This window comes from Nostoc sp. UCD121, from assembly GCF_014222285.1.
Lineage (GTDB): Bacteria > Cyanobacteriota > Cyanobacteriia > Cyanobacteriales > Nostocaceae > Nostoc.
In genome coordinates this window covers 1-15,586 of the sequence record NZ_JACKZS010000183.1, presented here as the reverse complement: position 1 = coordinate 15,586, position 15,586 = coordinate 1, and the positions used below count along the sequence as shown (strand labels likewise).

8 protein-coding genes are annotated in these 15,586 nt (G+C 41.5%); 1 reads left to right on the top strand and 7 read right to left on the bottom strand.

Annotated features, from left to right (window positions below):
* Positions 1 to 360 precede the first annotated feature (360 nt).
* The 3 genes from GNF10_RS28005 to GNF10_RS27995 form a co-directional block, all read right to left on the bottom strand.
* Complete coding sequence (locus tag GNF10_RS28005; protein ID WP_185580765.1) at positions 361 to 1,551, bottom strand: response regulator; 1,191 nt, start codon at positions 1,549 to 1,551, stop codon at positions 361 to 363.
* 506 nt (positions 1,552 to 2,057) lie between these two features.
* Positions 2,058 to 2,984 (bottom strand): N-acetylmuramic acid 6-phosphate etherase, encoded by a 927-nt coding sequence (murQ, locus tag GNF10_RS28000; protein ID WP_185580764.1) that lies wholly within the window; start codon positions 2,982 to 2,984, stop codon positions 2,058 to 2,060.
* A gap of 96 nt (positions 2,985 to 3,080) precedes the next feature.
* Positions 3,081 to 3,509: a DUF3110 domain-containing protein gene (locus GNF10_RS27995; RefSeq protein ID WP_012412248.1), complete on the bottom strand. Its 429-nt coding sequence runs from the start codon at positions 3,507 to 3,509 to the stop codon at positions 3,081 to 3,083.
* Between the two features lie 260 nt (positions 3,510 to 3,769).
* On the opposite strand from GNF10_RS27995, the gene GNF10_RS27990 reads away from it, so the two are divergent.
* On the top strand, positions 3,770 to 9,721 hold the full coding sequence (locus GNF10_RS27990; RefSeq protein ID WP_185607286.1) for a translocation/assembly module TamB domain-containing protein: 5,952 nt from the start codon (positions 3,770 to 3,772) through the stop codon (positions 9,719 to 9,721).
* Between the two features lie 328 nt (positions 9,722 to 10,049).
* Here the strand turns inward: GNF10_RS27990 and GNF10_RS27985 are convergent, their stop codons facing one another.
* The 4 genes from GNF10_RS27985 to GNF10_RS27970 all read right to left on the bottom strand — a co-directional run bounded on the left by GNF10_RS27985 (position 10,050) and on the right by GNF10_RS27970 (position 15,426).
* Positions 10,050 to 11,336, bottom strand: a complete 1,287-nt coding sequence (locus tag GNF10_RS27985; protein WP_185585052.1) for an O-antigen ligase domain-containing protein — start codon at positions 11,334 to 11,336, stop codon at positions 10,050 to 10,052.
* A gap of 20 nt (positions 11,337 to 11,356) precedes the next feature.
* Complete coding sequence (locus tag GNF10_RS27980; RefSeq protein WP_185585053.1) at positions 11,357 to 12,754, bottom strand: hypothetical protein; 1,398 nt, start codon at positions 12,752 to 12,754, stop codon at positions 11,357 to 11,359.
* Positions 12,751 to 13,734 (bottom strand): polysaccharide biosynthesis/export family protein, encoded by a 984-nt coding sequence (locus GNF10_RS27975; RefSeq protein ID WP_260446081.1) that lies wholly within the window; start codon positions 13,732 to 13,734, stop codon positions 12,751 to 12,753. Before GNF10_RS27975 ends, GNF10_RS27980 begins: the two co-directional genes overlap by 4 nt.
* Before the next feature lie 546 nt (positions 13,735 to 14,280).
* Positions 14,281 to 15,426 carry an ISH3 family transposase gene (locus GNF10_RS27970; RefSeq protein WP_260445864.1) on the bottom strand — a complete coding sequence of 382 codons (1,146 nt, stop codon included), beginning with the start codon at positions 15,424 to 15,426 and terminating at the stop codon, positions 14,281 to 14,283.
* Between the last annotated feature and the right edge of the window lie 160 nt (positions 15,427 to 15,586).

The following is a 15,586-nucleotide window of genomic DNA, read 5'->3' as shown; positions in this document are numbered from 1 at the left end:
AAAATAATTAAGTAGCTTTCATACTGCTACCTAATTAGTCCTTCTGAATTCTGGCTTCTTTTTATGTTTATGAACGCGAGAAAGTCTATAGGTTGTAGAAATTTGGTTCTGGGTATTACTGAGTTATAGTCCAACACTGAGACATGAAATTTTTAAGCCAATCAGACTAACTGATGATTAATTATTCAATAAAAATTATTCATTCTCCCTAATTACAAACCTATCTAGAACTTATATTCTATTTTTGAAAAACTTAGTGAACCCAAAAAAGCTTTTTTCGCATTGCTTCTTGCCTATTACTAGTTAAAGCAAGTAACTATGCCTACGCCAGGCTGCGCGAACAGAAATCAAAGCGGATTCCTATACATTGGCTTTACTCTTCTCAATGGGAACACTCAATGTAGGTAAGTATTTACGTATTATACTCATTACCTTGTCAGGCGCTACGGGTTTAGTAATAAAATCTGTAGAACCGACTACTTTGGCACGAACTCTATCTAAAAGACCATCACTGCCTGTTAATATAATCACTGGTGTATTGGCAAAGGCTGATATTCGCCGCAACTGAGTGCAGATTTCATAACCACTGGCAACTGGCATAATCAAGTCCAAGAAAATTAGGTCTGGTTTATCTTGAATCAGGGTTGGGAGTGCTTGTACAGCATCTTGAATTTTAATAAACCTTAGTCCATTGGAAGTAATAATATCCTCTAGCATTTTACAGACTTGAGGGCTATCATCTACGCAGGCCACTAATGGAGCGTTCGGTTTCTTTGGTTGTGTAGTGGGAGGCTTATTGTTAGTCTCAGTCACTACTAATGGCATATCAGGTACTTCTACCAATTCGATGATTCCTTTAAGGATATAAGGAAGCAGCGAACGGGTGAGTGGTAGTACACTCTGCTTCATTTTCACAGCTAAATCTAAGAGAGTGAATTTACCATTGATTAAATTCAAAAAGTTTTTGTAGACAGATAGACTTACCATCTGTTGGAGTTGTTCTGGTCGCCGCAAAACCGGTGCCAAATTAGGAGAAAAATTTGCTAAACCAGCGGCTGACCAAGTTTTCCATGAATCTTGCATGTGCTTTACAGACATTTCTGCACTCGTAAAGCTCATTGGTGTTTCGAGGATAACTTCTTGACTGCGAGTGCAAGTTATAGAAGCAAAATTTCCTTGCAATGCTAAGTCAAATAGTAATTCTGCTATGGTGCTTTCGGCAATAGACTGAATCTGTTCTCTCTGAATTTTCTGTTTTTTATAAAAGATTTCTAAAAGGCGGTAATCCCAGTAATCTATTGATACGTCTTGTGAACGCAACAGCAATTTATCAACATCAATCTGAGGACAGTTTTGAGCCATGTGTCTACGCCAGCGCCGGAAGGGATGAGTGCCCCCTGTTGCCCAAACAATACGTCCCAGGCGATAATAAAAAGTCCATTGGCCACCCTTTGAACTTTTAATATTTAATTTGCCATTATATTGCAGTTGAGTACAAGTTTTAAATTCATTAACTAAATTATTTGAAAGAATAAGTTCCGAGTGGGTCATATTTTATTCCTTGTATTAAAAAGCCAGTTATTGAAAAACCCACACTAGTTGTATAGTGGTCAGAAGACACATCAAAATTGATATATAGCAGTCAAAATCAAGTTTATTAAAATCAAGGCAATGATGAGAAAGTACCAAAAATCCTGTTAATCTATAAATCCGATTTCATACAGTTTGTTATCAGTAGACTTTACGAATCAAGTAGCTTGCTATAGTCCACATCATTTAGGATTCATTCAGTATTAACTGATTATTTTAATAATTTTCATACGGAATTATATCCGTATAAGTTCTGAATTTTTGTTTAAAATGATTAGTAATATTGAGGAATTTTTAACTTTATTTATTAAAATTGGCTGTGAATGTTAAAAATATTTATTTAATTTTACATTTATTAATACAAGTTAATTGAAGCGAGCTTTTTTAGGGGATATTATCTTTAAAAAAAGGTGTGCTGCTCAGACAAGTAGCAGCCACCTGTAGAGTATTTATTTAGGAAAATGTCTTTAAGATTGGTTGTGGTTTTGATAGCTCATAATAGCTGCCCTAAGATTACTTTGGTGTTCTGAAAGAAGCCGATCGCCATCCTCTTTTTCCAAACCAGTCCAGTGCATTAATAATGCTAGTTTAACCCACTTGCCACTACGTTCTAATAAAAAACCAGCAGCTTCCCGACTTAAGCCTGTGAGGTCTTGCAATATTCGTAAAGCGCGATCGCGTAACTTTTGATTTGTTACTGCCACATCCACCATACGATTACCATAAACCTTACCTAGTTTAACCATTACTCCTGTGGAAAGTATATTTAAAGCTAACTTCGTGACTGTACCAGCTTTCAGGCGAGTTGAACCGGCGATGATTTCTGGCCCTGTCAATAGGCGAATGTCAATATCGGCATCAATGCTAACTTGTTCAGCCGGAACACAGGCGATAAAAATAGTACTGGCTCCCCGTTGACGAGCTGCATGAATGGCACCGTGGACATAAGGTGTTGTCCCACCAGCAGTAATACCGACAACTACATCTAGCTGGGTAATGTGTCGCCCAGCGATCGCAGCCTCACCATCTTCGATGCTATCTTCTAAATCCTCCGAACTGCGTACCAGCGCACCCGCACCACCAGCAATAATCCCCTGTACCAACTCTGGGGGCGTACAAAAAGTAGGTGGACACTCAGCAGCATCTAGCACCCCTAACCTACCACTTGTACCCGCGCCAATGTAAAATAAGCGTCCTCCGTGACGCAAACGTTCTGCGGTGCTATCAATCGCTTCAGCCAACTGAACTTTCGCCGCTGCAACCGCCGCAACTGCTTTTTGATCTTCACTATTAAACAGTTCTACCAATTCCAGAGAACTGAGCTGGTCTAAGTTAAGACTGTTAGGATTTACCAGCTCGGTTAAAAGATGCCCACGTTCTTGCAAGTTTGTCATTTATCCTTATGTCCTTTGTCCGTTGTCCGTTGTCATTAGTCAGTTAGCGACCAATGACCAGTGACCAATGACCAATGACTAATGACTAATGACTAATTAAAGCAATCCTTCCAATTTGCGACGCATCTTCTCTAGTTCAGAATCAGATAATTCTGGTTCTTCTAGTGGCTGTTGATTGAGAGGGAAGGTGTCTTCAACAGTATCCTCCTTCTGGGCGTTTGCTTGCCAGTCAGTTTGTTCTACGTTCAGTTCTGGGGGAGTGACAACTAAATTGCTGTTTTCTGGGATGATTTCCCATTCATACCCAGCACTTTCGCAAAATTCCTTGATTTCCTCAGCATCGATTGGCTCTGGTGTCGGTGCGGGGAAATCCTGAGCTTCCAGCATTAGGGCAAAGCGCGTCGCGTCGTCTTCCGATTCAAACATCAGAATTTTATTGCGATCGCCTTCCCGAATCGTGTGAATCCCCTCATTTTCCGTTCGAGCGTTAAAAATCAACACAAAAACACGCATTGGTGTAATCATCTGTCTTTTTTAAGGTCTATTCATATTAAAGTTCTACGTTGTACCTCAAGGAAAGTCACAAGAAGAATTTTCACTCTATTCAGATTTTCCTGAAAACGCCAAAATTATTAAGCATAAGTATTGGATCAAGCAAATACCGTAACTTAACTAATGAGGTCTTTGCTTTACTTGGCGTATCCTGGAAATGGCATACTGAATCAATGTGTCAGTTAATGCTTGTGTGTGCCAGCGACATCCGGCAATTAATACAGTGAAAGCAAATGACTAAATCTCCCCATCAAGATATTCACTCCCCCTCCCCTATCCGCAAGCGTCTGTGGTTGCTGGTGTTGAGTCGGGGTAGCATTGCCTTGAGTGGACTTTTACTGTTAGGAGTTATCATCGGTATTTGGCGGTTGTGGACTTTTGTCCAAACAGAGTTAACGCCGTTGGCACAACAAAGTCTGACTACTACACTCAACCGTCCGGTAAAACTGGGAAAAGTCACACAATTTTCGTTAACGGGAGTGCAGTTTGGCGCTTCAGCTATCCCAGCCACACCGACAGATCCAGATCGGGCGACAGTCGAATCTGTAGAGGTGGGTTTTAACCCGTTACAACTAATCTTTAACCGCCACCTCAAGCTAGATGTCACCTTAGTCAACCCAGATATTTACATTGACCAGGATGACCAAGGGCGTTGGGTTTCCACTAGCATCGCGTCGTCAGGTGGAGGCGGTGCAATTAAAACTGATTTGGACTATTTGCGGTTTCGTAATGCCAAGCTGGCATTGATGCCGCAGGAGAGAGGAAGGGAGGTAGGGGAGGCAGGGGGAGCAGGGGGAGCAGGGGAAGGAATATCTTCCGCGTCTACCACCTCTCCCGTAACATTTTCTCAACTTAACGGTTCTGCCCAACTTTTAGCAAACAACCAGTTAATCCGGTTTGAAGTGGGGGGACAAGCAGACAGTGGTGGTAATATTTCCATTCAGGGAGAGACACGTTCTAAGGTGCTAGCGGGCAACTTTCAAGTGAAAGCACAAGATTTGCTGGCTGCGGATATTACTCGGTTGATTAAGTTACCAGTGAACTTACAGGCGGGTCGAGCTAATGGCGACTTGTTAATTCGGTTGACACCAGGGCAACAGACTTTATTGTATGGCAATGCGGCTGTGCAAGGGGTAACACTTCAAATACCCAAAGTCTCGCAACTGTTGAGCAATAGCCAAGGAAATCTCCGTTTTCAGGGAACGGAGTTGCAACTAAACAATGTTACTACCAACTACGGCAAAATTCCTGTAGTGGCTACGGGAATCATCGACACTCAAGCAGGTTTTAAGTTGGCAGGGCGTGTAAATGCGGTGAGTTTGGCTAATGCCCAGGATACCCTCAAGGTAAAACTACCTGTGCCGATCGCTGGACAAGTACAAGCAGATTTGCAGATTACCGGATCAACTAAAGAGCCAATTATCTCAGGCACAGTTGCCACAATCCAAACTGCCCGCATTGATAAAGTTGATTTCAATAGCATCAGTAGTAAATTTGAGCTTGTTACTAGTTCTAGTTCCTCTTTAATTACCCTAAAAGATATTCAAGGTAAAGCTAAAGTTGGTGGTGAAATCACGGGCGCTGGCACAATTCAACTTGGTAAAACACCGCGACTAGATTTAAATTTCGCCGCCAAGAATGTTCCAGGGGATGCGATCGCAAAAGTTTATGAAACAACACCTGCGTTCCAAATCGGCAATGTCTCAGCTACAGCTCAATTAACCGGCGCTCCTACCAATGTCCAAACTTTGGTACAATTCCAAGCACCTAATGGAACTTACCCCGGAACTGGCGAAGTTGCGATCGCTCCAAATCGCAACGTCTCTTTCCGCAATGTGGCTCTGAATGTAAGTGGTGGCACAGTCCGGGCAACTGGTAGTTATCTTAATGAGCGTTGGCAAGCTGTGGCTGTTGCCTCTGGCGTAAAATTAGAACCCTTTGTAGACAAAAGTCAACTACAAAATGTCTCTTTGGCGGAGGCACAGTTCAATGGTCGTCTCATCCTCTCAGGCAACACAGCACCATTTAAAATTGCCACGATTCGCACTGATGGCGCAGGAGTTCAAATTGGCGGCGGCACGGTAGCAGTTTCTAATGTCCAACTGCAAGACCAAAGTTTCTCTGCTCAACTTGTAGCTAATGGTGTGCGGTTAGGGCAAATATTGAAACAGTCTCCCCCAGCTTTAAACAATCCTTTGGCGGGTACGTTCCAAATCGCAGGTAACAGAGATAATTTCAGCCTGAAAACTCTCCGTGGCACTGGTGAGGGTAGCCTTGCTATTGGCGGTGGTAAGGTTACAGCTAAAAATATCCAAGTGGCTAATGGTGTCTATCAGGCGCAAGTTCAGGCTAAAAATGTTCCTGTGCAGCAATTGGCAAAAGTACCACCGCAATTTAAAGGGGCGTTAACTGGTCAGTTCGATGTAGCGGGTTCTGTTGATTCTTTTAAACCGCAAACTATTCAAGCCAGTGGTCAGGCGCGGGTAAATGTTGCGGGTGGAACTATTACGGCCTCTAATATCCAACTTGCTAATGGTGTCTATCAGGCGCAAGTTCAGGCTAAGAATGTTCCTGTGCAGCAATTGGCAAAAGTACCACCGCAATTTAAAGGGACGTTAACTGGTCAAGCAAACGTAGCGGGTTCTGTTGAATCCTTCCAACCGCAAACTATCCAAGCTAGCGGTCAGGCGCAGATAAATGTTGCGGGTGGGACTATTACAGCCTCTAATCTCAAACTTGCTAATGGTTTCTATCAGGCACAAGTTCAGGCAAATAATGTACCTTTGCAGCAGTTGGCAGCAGTACCACCGCAGCTACGAGGGACGTTAAATGGTCAAGCAAACGTGGCGGGTTCTGTTGAGTCCTTCCAACCAAAAACTATCCAAGCTAGCGGTCAGGGAAGGTTAGATGTTGCAGGTGGAACGATCGCAGCTTCTAATATCCAATTGGCTAATGGTCGCTATCAAGCTGTAGTTAATGCTGACGGTGTGGAGTTAAATCGGTTCAATCAGCAATTGCGGGGTCAGTTTGGCGGTCAGTTACAATTAGCTGGCAATGTCGGATCATCCAAATTAGCTGATGTGCGTGCTGCTGGACAGGTGCAATTATCCCAAGGTATCCCTGGTCTTGAGCAACCCCTAACGGCTGCGATCGCTTGGAGTGGTGAAAGGCTGACCATTGAGCGAGCAACTGCTCCCGGCTTAAGTGTGAGTGGTAATATATTAGCCAATGCAAAAAAGGCAGGTAAACCGGAAATTACTGCCTTAAATCTCAATGTCCAAGCGCAGAATTACAACTTAAAACAGTTACCGATCAATTTTCCTAATCAGGTTGCTGTGGCGGGTAGAGTCGATTTTAATGGACAAATCACTGGTAAGCTGCCCTTGCCAAATGTGGTAGGGCAAATTAATTTACGAGACTTAGTTGTTCAAGATATTGCTTTTGAGCCGTTGTTAACTGGAAACATTGATTCAGCCCAGGGACGCGGTTTGAGTTTAAACTTGGCAGGTAATAGCGATCGCCTATCTTTCAATTTAGATGCCAATAATCGCCCGAAATCCTTCTTAGTAAAATGGCAGGAAGCATCAGCCACAGGTAACGTTCAAGGGAATAATTGGGCGCTGAAAGTTGCCAATTTCCCTTTACAAATATTGAATTTGACTCCGCCAGCAATTACTCGATTGGGTGCTGGTAAGATAACTGGGTTGTTAACTGGAGATTTGCTGTTTAATCAGCAGACATTGGCAGCAACCGGGAATTTAGCGATCGCTAATCCGCACATTGGCTGGCTTCGCGGCGATCGAATAGCTGCTCAATTCCGCTACAGTGATGGAAAAGGCACACTTACCAACAGCGAATTTGTCAAAGGTAAAAGTAGCTACGCCCTTGTCGGTACGTTTGCCCAAAGCTCTAAAGGGCCTCAACTCCAAGGTAAACTGAACGTCAGCCAAGGAGAGATCCAAGATGTTTTAGCTTTAACACAAATATTTGATTTACAAAATTTGCCAGGTGGTTCAGCAGAAATCTACGGCACAGCAGAGGATCTAAACACTACCCCCCAAGGAGTACCAAATCAACCCTTATTAACCCAAATCCAACGGTTTTCTGAAATTGAAACTTTGGTAGCAGAACAGCAAGAACAGCGACTTAACTCCACTCCAATACCAGATTTGGCAGACTTAAAGGGGACTTTCAACGGGGAAGTAGCTGTAAATACAGCTACAGCCAATGGATTATCAGTGGATTTTAATTTGAATGGACAAAACTTTGCTTGGGGTAAAAAGGAAGAAATAAATCGTTTTTATACTGCTGACAAAGTGATTGCCGAAGGCAACTTTGAAAACGGTGTTTTGAGTTTGCGACCTTTACGAATCGAATCTCAAAACAGGTTGATTGCCTTTACGGGTAACGTTGGCGGTGATGAACAATCTGGCCAGTTGCGGGTGAATAATTTTCCGGTGCAACTACTGAATAATGTTGTAAAACTGCCAGTTGGAATTACAGGGAATCTTAATGGTACAGCAGCTTTAGCAGGCAGTATTGCTAATCCCCAAGCTAGAGGGGAATTGCAAATCACAGACGGATTATTGAATCAAAAAGCAATAGAATCGGCAAGGGCAAGTTTCAGCTATGCCAACGGACGCTTAAACTTTGGTAGTACTGTAGCAGTTGCAGGGCCAAAACCTGTTGATATTACTGGCAGTATCCCTTATAAATTGCCTTTTGCAACCGTTGCACCAGACAGTGACCAAATTAGTTTGGATGTGAAGTTGGAAAATGAGGGATTAGGACTGTTAAACGCATTGACGAATCAAGTGGTTTTTGAAAAAGGTGAAGGAGAAGTAGACCTTAAAGTACGCGGAACATTGCAAAAACCGCAAGTAGATGGAATTGCTACTGTTAATAATGCTACTTTTTCAGCTCAGGCATTGCCAGGTAAGCTAAGACGTGTCACAGGTAAAGTACTGTTTAATTTTGACAGCATCTTAGTTGAAAATCTTCAGGGTAGATTTAGCCGTGGGAAGGTGGAGGCTGCTGGAGAAATTCCCATTTTCAACAATCAGAACGTGAGTATCACCAATCCCCTAACCGTTAATCTCGATCAGTTAGCCTTAAATCTCAAGGGACTTTACCAAGGAGGCGCTAGTGGCAATTTGCAGATTACAGGTTCTGCCCTTAACCCAGCGATTGGCGGTAAAGTAAGTTTATTTGACGGTCAGGTATTGCTGGCAGAATCTACCGATGCGACTTCATCTGCAAATAGTAGTCTCGGTGTATCACCCACAAAAGATAATAAGCAGAGTAAAGCGGAAATTGGGAATGGCAAGGGAAATGCGTTGGCTCAAGGCTTGCCGTCAGGTATCGCTAGATTTAATAATCTAGATTTAGAACTCGGTAAAAATGTCCAAATTACCCGACCCCCTATTCTTAACTTCCGCGCCACTGGTAATCTCATCGTTAACGGCTCGATCAATCAGCCCGTACCCAATGGTACTATCCAGTTAGAACAAGGAGGGGTGAATTTATTTACTACCCAATTTAACCTTGCTCGTGGCTATAAACACACCGCAACTTTTAGTCCCTCTGAACCCCGCGACCCCAACTTAGATATTCGGCTATTTGCCAAAGTACTGGACGTAACTCAAAGTAATGACTTCGGTAAAGTAAATTCCACAGGTTTATCAGCCTTAGAGAGTGTTCGAGTCGAAGCCACTATCAACGGTCTAGCCAGCAAACTCAATGAAAATTTAGAATTAACAAGTAGTCCGTCACGTAGTCAAACCGAAATTGTAGCTCTTTTAGGAGGTGGATTTGTAGACACTCAAGGGCGTGGCGACAGTACTTTGGGACTGATTAACATTGCAGGTTCGGCTGTGTTCAATAATTTTCAGTCTGCTTTTAACCAGATTGGGAGTACCTTTGGTTTAAGTGAACTGCGGATATTTCCTACCGTTATTTCTGAGAATCCCGAAGCTGGAAGGAGTAGTTCAACTTTGGAATTAGCAGCCGAGGCTGGGGTCGATATTTCTACCAAAATCTCTGTTTCCAGTATTAAGATTTTGACAACAAATGATCCTTTTCAATGGGGTGTTAATTACCGGATAAATGATGAATTTCGTGTGCGTGCCTCTACTAATTTAACTGATGATAGTCGTGCAGTAGTGGAGTATCAAACACGGTTTTAAATTATGTGTTTTATCATGCAGACTTATTTATACTGATTCTGTATGAAGATGCGCTAAACCATATTTAAGTATAAGAAAAAAACGAACCGCAAAGTACGCATTCGCGCAGCGTCTCGTAAGAGAAGGACACAAAGAAAGAAGAAGTTAAAAGGGTAATGGTATCAATTGTCTGCAATACTGTTGAATTAAGGGTTATTGGCAAAGATTTTGGGTTTTTGAGACGCGATAAATCACCGTCTCTACAAGTGTTTTGGTCTTATCTGAACTGTATGGCGCTATATTGTCTGAAAATAACTAAAGTTTGGGATTGTTTTTTATTTGAAATACTCTAAGTAAGCTTTGGTTTTTCTTGACAACCAATACCCATAGCTAATAATCCTGGCCAATATAAATAAACTAATATTTCTAAATTTTCACCAAACGTATAGAGAAATAAGATCATCACAATACTTAAACCAACTTTGGCGGTTTCTCGTCTACTGTCCGTTGACTTAATTAACAAATCAAAAAAACTGAAAGCTAAGGGAATAGCTAGACCCATAAACCCGATAATTCCCTTCACAAATAATAAACCCGCCCAGGTGTGGTGTGAACCAATGGGCATGTGTTCAACAATGTGGGGGCCTTCTTCTACCACGCCATGTCCCCAAATTGGCGCTTCTGTTTTCCAGCGATATATAGCAATGTCTTTTAAAGCCATGCGTACCCGTGTAGATCCGGCTCGTGCTGCTTTGAAACTTTCCCAAAAATTATTAAAGGAAAGAATAATTGATGGGGAGAAAATGCCACTTAGGTAACTAGCAAAACCCAGCCCAATTAGCGTTTTTGGCCGCGCTAAACCAGAGAAGAGTGTTGTCAGCAAGGGGATGATAACGATGCAAACCTGAGCTAAACGAGATTTACAAACGAAGCACATGACTACTGATCCTGCTAATCCTAAGCAGCGCCATTTTTTATTTTTTTCTTGCAAGGCCAACATAAAGTAAACATTACCAACAAAACCCAATGCTGGTCCCCAAGGGGTAAATAGCCGCCAGCGCAAGTCACCTGTGCTGCCATCAATTTCATATAGAGGCACGTCAAAAAATTCATTACCTGGCCCCCCTACGGCTTTGAGTGGCGAGACATAAAGGACTTGGGGTAGGTGCAGAGAAGGAGTTAATAGTAAAAAAGGGATAATCAACAGGGTATGAAAACCCACGATACAAACAGCCCGATAAATTATCTGAGGGCGGATATTTAAGCACCCTGCTAAGGGGTAAAGGGCTAGTCCAGCCCAACCTTTAGCCCAGCCAATGCTGGATTTAATGATTAGACCTGTTTCCAGATTGTAGTCTAGATGTCCGACTATCAATGTCACTTCCATGATCAGCATTCCGGCAATCCAAATCCACAAAGACAAGGAAATGCTAATTTTTTCCTCGGCTGGGGTGTCTTGAGTTTGTGCCAAGACTTTAATTAGTAAAAATAGTAGCAGTAGCCAACCTAGCAGAGCGCCTACAACATATAGTCCGCCCACAACCCAGATGCCATAAGTATTAGCGATCGCCCACCAGACAACTTTTTCTGGCACATTTAATGGTGTGAGGTCATTTTCCTTAGTCTTAGTTTTCATAGTGTTGAAAATAGTCTTGATCAGGAGATGAATTTGGACAACTTCTCGATCCAAGGTTTACGTATCCACAGCAAACAAAGACCAAGGGTAGAAAAGAGTGAACCTGCCGCCGCTCCAGCGAGGATAAAGTTCTTTTTGGGAGTAGTGGGTTCATTTGCCAAACTAGGCTCCATCGCCAGCTGGATCAAAGGATAGGTGGAAAAAACGTCTCCTTCCCCTAAATCTAATTTGGTGAGGGTAGACGCAAACATTGCTTCCGCAATCTGTTGATCTCGCTTCAAGTTTTCTAAGATTGATTGCTTTTTAGAGAGATTATCTAGACGCTTTTCTAACTGAGCGATCGCTGAGTCCAATCCTTTGACTTGAGCTTTCAGCCCCTCTTGATCTGATTGGGAAGACACCAAACTCTGGAATAATGTATCGCGCCCAGATCCACTCACAGCCAAAGCTAACCGATTGATGGTAGAGGCAGTCAAAGGTTTACCTGATAGCTCTTCACTGCGCTGAAGTAAGGCATCCCAAGCAGCTTGTTGGCGTTTGCTTTCTTTAACTACTTGGGGATGGTTAACACCAAATTTAGTCATTAACACTTCCAAAGTGGTTGTAGCTTCACTATAGTCCTTCAGGTTTTGTTGAAAAATTTGGTCTACGTGGAGGAGAAATGCTGTTGCGGCTTCTGCGGGGGAAAGTCCTAAATCCTGGGATAGTTGCTGCATTCGTTTGTTAGCCATCTGCTCTTGAGCATGAGTTTCTGCTCGCAGCCGTCGCAACTGTTCAATGTTCGTAGATAAATTACCTACTTGATCGGGAAAATTCAGGCCAGAACGCATTTTATACTCCGAGAGCCGTTTCTGAGCCTGTTGTAGTTTCTGTCGTGCAGAAAGCAGAATTTGTTGAGAAGGTTCCCCTCGCTGAGAAATTTCCCTAGATCGTAAGACATTGACTTTGTGTACTATCGCTTGATAGAAAGCCAAAGATTTATTCTGTGCTTCTTTGGGAGTTTTACCAGTGACTTCAAACTGCATGATTGTTGTGTTGTTTAACAGTTTGATTCGCGGCTTGCCAAATTTCTCAGGCGGAATTTTGGCGATCGCTGCTGCGTGTTTTAAAACTGGCTCACTAGTAAAAATATACTCAAAGTTTTCCCGAGGATCGTAAGTCGAATTACCTAAAGCCGAACCACTGGAGGAAGATGCTTGACCAATTCCTGGAAGGTTGACACTAACGCCAAAACTACCACTACTTAGCATTAAAGCCCACTCACTGGTATAGGTAGGTTTGGTGACTTTCAAATACTGAAGTGATGACCCCCAAATAAAAGTATTACCTAAAGCACTGAGGATGAGATAGCGCAGCCAACGGCCTTTAAGGAAACTCCCCAGATGTAATATTTTGAAAATGAATAGTCGCTGTGTCATCTGAATAAATCCCGCAGAATAGGGATAGGGGATAAAATAGTTTGGATGACATCCCGAAATTGCACGACTCTTGAGTCATAGCAAGTCACAATATCATTAGCTTGTAGAAAAGGGTTGTTAGCATCGCTAGTAGAATTTGTTAACAAATCGTTGACATGACGCTGCAAGTAAGTAGTTTTCCCAGTCAACTGCTCTGTAGTTACCAGAATTGCTTTGCGCTCGGCATTTGTTCCCCTTGTCCCCCCAGCACAGTTGGCTGCTACCACCGCATGGGAAAAACGGGCACCATAAGGAAACGAAGTGGCATCACGACCAACCCCAGAACTGGCGTTACCTGTAGCTGGGACGGTGAGATTGGAAAGGAATACTTTCACCCCAGTCGGGGTAATTGGGGAAGGACGCATGAGTTCGTTGTGCATTTTTCCTGAATCTGGGATGATGATGCGATCGCCAGCGATTAATGGCACATCGGCAAAAGGTTCACCAGTAAACATTCCAGATAGGTCAATAATTCGGGTTTCTCTGTCGCGGATCAATTGAACGTTTTTGATATCAGCAGTAGGTTTAATCCCACCAGCATCGCGGATAGCAGATGCCAAGTAACGCTTAAAAGGATATTCTCCTGACACCGGCACAGGCGCCTGTGTTTTCTCTCCTGGGGAAAGTTCATTGATGAATACCCTTCCTGGTAAAAAGGTTGCCCCACTGACAAACACCTCCACAGGCCCCCATTGCACCACTCTCAAACTCACCTGAAGGAAGGAGGGTTGAAAAAAAGCCCCATCAATTAAAGCTGTAGTTAAATTTTGTTCAATTTGTTCTGGTTCTAAACCCACAACAGGTAACGGAGTTAGATAAGGGATTTCTAGATTGCCTTCTAAGTTAACTTCAAAAATCCCACTGAACTCTGTTCCTTCTGGGATAGTCACCTTGACGCGATCGCCTGGAGATAGAGGTAAAGCTAAACAGGGTGTTGCCATACTCAAGATTGCAAGTATGCCATTAAAAATCAGAAACTTGAGCATTGACAAGCTATGTAAATTCCCCCAAGTAGGTGATAATTATGATTTGCATTTAATAGAAAATACTGACATATATTAAAATAAACTTTTAGTGTCAATATATACTTATTTTTTCAGCATGTCATTCTCAAATCAGAATAATTTGAGATTAAATTAATTAACTGTTAACTAGTATTTTGAGATAAAAGGCTCCCAATTAAAAAATTTCCCATCTTAGGTTTGTAAGGCTTTCTGCTCATATAAATATAGAAATAATCTTGGATAATTTATTCTTTAAAAGCCCTTAATATTACGTATTTTCAACGTTAAATCACTGATAGTAAAATCACAACTATGTAATTCTACGACTAGTTAATCAATTGGCAGTAAACCAAAAAGTTTTTCCCAAAGAGCGATTGCTAGACTAAATGTAGCTTATGATACTTATAAATACAGAGTATTCTGACTAGCAGGCATATTATAGATTATGATTACTTATGATTAGCTAGCCGAAAATGGTCAATATTAACCTGATGGAATATAGATGCTTTCAACGACTTGATATTTTCGCTCAATAGCTTGAGATAAAAATGCTAACATTTGTTTTAATACAAAAAGTGTGCGATAAATTAATCGACTACCCTTCCTTTTTCGGCTGATTCTGAGCCAAAGTAAATTAACCCAAATATTAACAAGAAGAAAGGATATACCAACAAATAGTAATCTCAAGACAGGATTTTTATTATTAGTTTTAATCCGACAAATGTTTTTCAGTCTATAACTAGTTTCAATCCCAAATCTTTTTCGATAATCTTGATAGATGTAATCTAAATTTGTTTTTACCTTGTAAGCAACATAAACAAAGTATTGAACTCCATGCTGATTACGCTTTCCCTTTCGATATTTACAAATAATCCATAAATCAAATGTAACTGAATCATCTTTATCCCTGGTTATTGTATAAGTAGTTTTATAACTTTTTCTGCCTTTTAAAAATTGCTTTATTCCTCCTTTCTTTCCCGTCTTGATAGCAGGCATAAGAAAAGGAATATCTAGTGCCTGCAACCATCGGATTACAGGAGTATTAAAAAAACCTCTATCTAAATAGAGTTTCTTCACATTTATTTTAAGAGAGTCGAGTTCTGCTAATAAATATGTAATCAGAGCAACACTAGTATCTAATTGGCGAACACCCCTAATTGCAAGGGTTACACGCTTATTCTTAGTAATCACATATAAAGTTGCATAGGCGTAAAATGAATGAGTACCAGCTTTAACTTGACTTCGATATATGTATGCTGATTCCTCTGGTGTTGGCTTACCATAATAACAAATTAAATTTAAATCAATCGCTATTTTTAAAGAGCCTTTTTTCAATCCTAAAGGAATTCGACTTTTCAGCGCTTGATTTATTTGCGCCTCTAATTCTTCAAAGTTTTTGATTTTATTGAGATGATATCTAATATCATTAGCTGTGGGAACGTTCTTTAATAATTTGGCTGTATTTTCAATACTATCTCCACTACTAGCTGCCTTAATTAGAATTTCAAATAAAGTTTGCTGGTCACATCCCCCCTGAGTTTCAATGGAAAAATTTTCTACTAAACACTCAATAACCTCATCAAGGGTTTCTGAGGCGGTTATTGCCAGTTCTTCTGATGAAACGCTCAATTTTTTCAGTCAATATGCTACACACTACTCTCATCATTTCATTTTTGGAAATCTTTCAGGATGCTATAAGCATTATTTATAATTTTAGTATTATATAGCACCTCGAAATACGCAAACTGAATTAGCGATCGCTCTTTGGGAAAAACTTTTTGGTTTACTG

What these genes read in the sequence shown, in the direction of transcription:
- GNF10_RS27980 (WP_185585053.1), bottom strand. Translation starts at nt 12,754, where the DNA reads ATGACACAGCGACTATTCATTTTCAAAATATTACATCTGGGGAGTTTC.
- GNF10_RS27995 (WP_012412248.1), bottom strand. Translation starts at nt 3,509, where the DNA reads ATGATTACACCAATGCGTGTTTTTGTGTTGATTTTTAACGCTCGAACG.
- murQ (WP_185580764.1), bottom strand. Translation starts at nt 2,984, where the DNA reads ATGACAAACTTGCAAGAACGTGGGCATCTTTTAACCGAGCTGGTAAAT.
- GNF10_RS27990 (WP_185607286.1), top strand. Translation starts at nt 3,770, where the DNA reads ATGACTAAATCTCCCCATCAAGATATTCACTCCCCCTCCCCTATCCGC.
- GNF10_RS27985 (WP_185585052.1), bottom strand. Translation starts at nt 11,336, where the DNA reads ATGAAAACTAAGACTAAGGAAAATGACCTCACACCATTAAATGTGCCA.
- GNF10_RS27975 (WP_260446081.1), bottom strand. Translation starts at nt 13,734, where the DNA reads ATGGCAACACCCTGTTTAGCTTTACCTCTATCTCCAGGCGATCGCGTC.
- GNF10_RS28005 (WP_185580765.1), bottom strand. Translation starts at nt 1,551, where the DNA reads ATGACCCACTCGGAACTTATTCTTTCAAATAATTTAGTTAATGAATTT.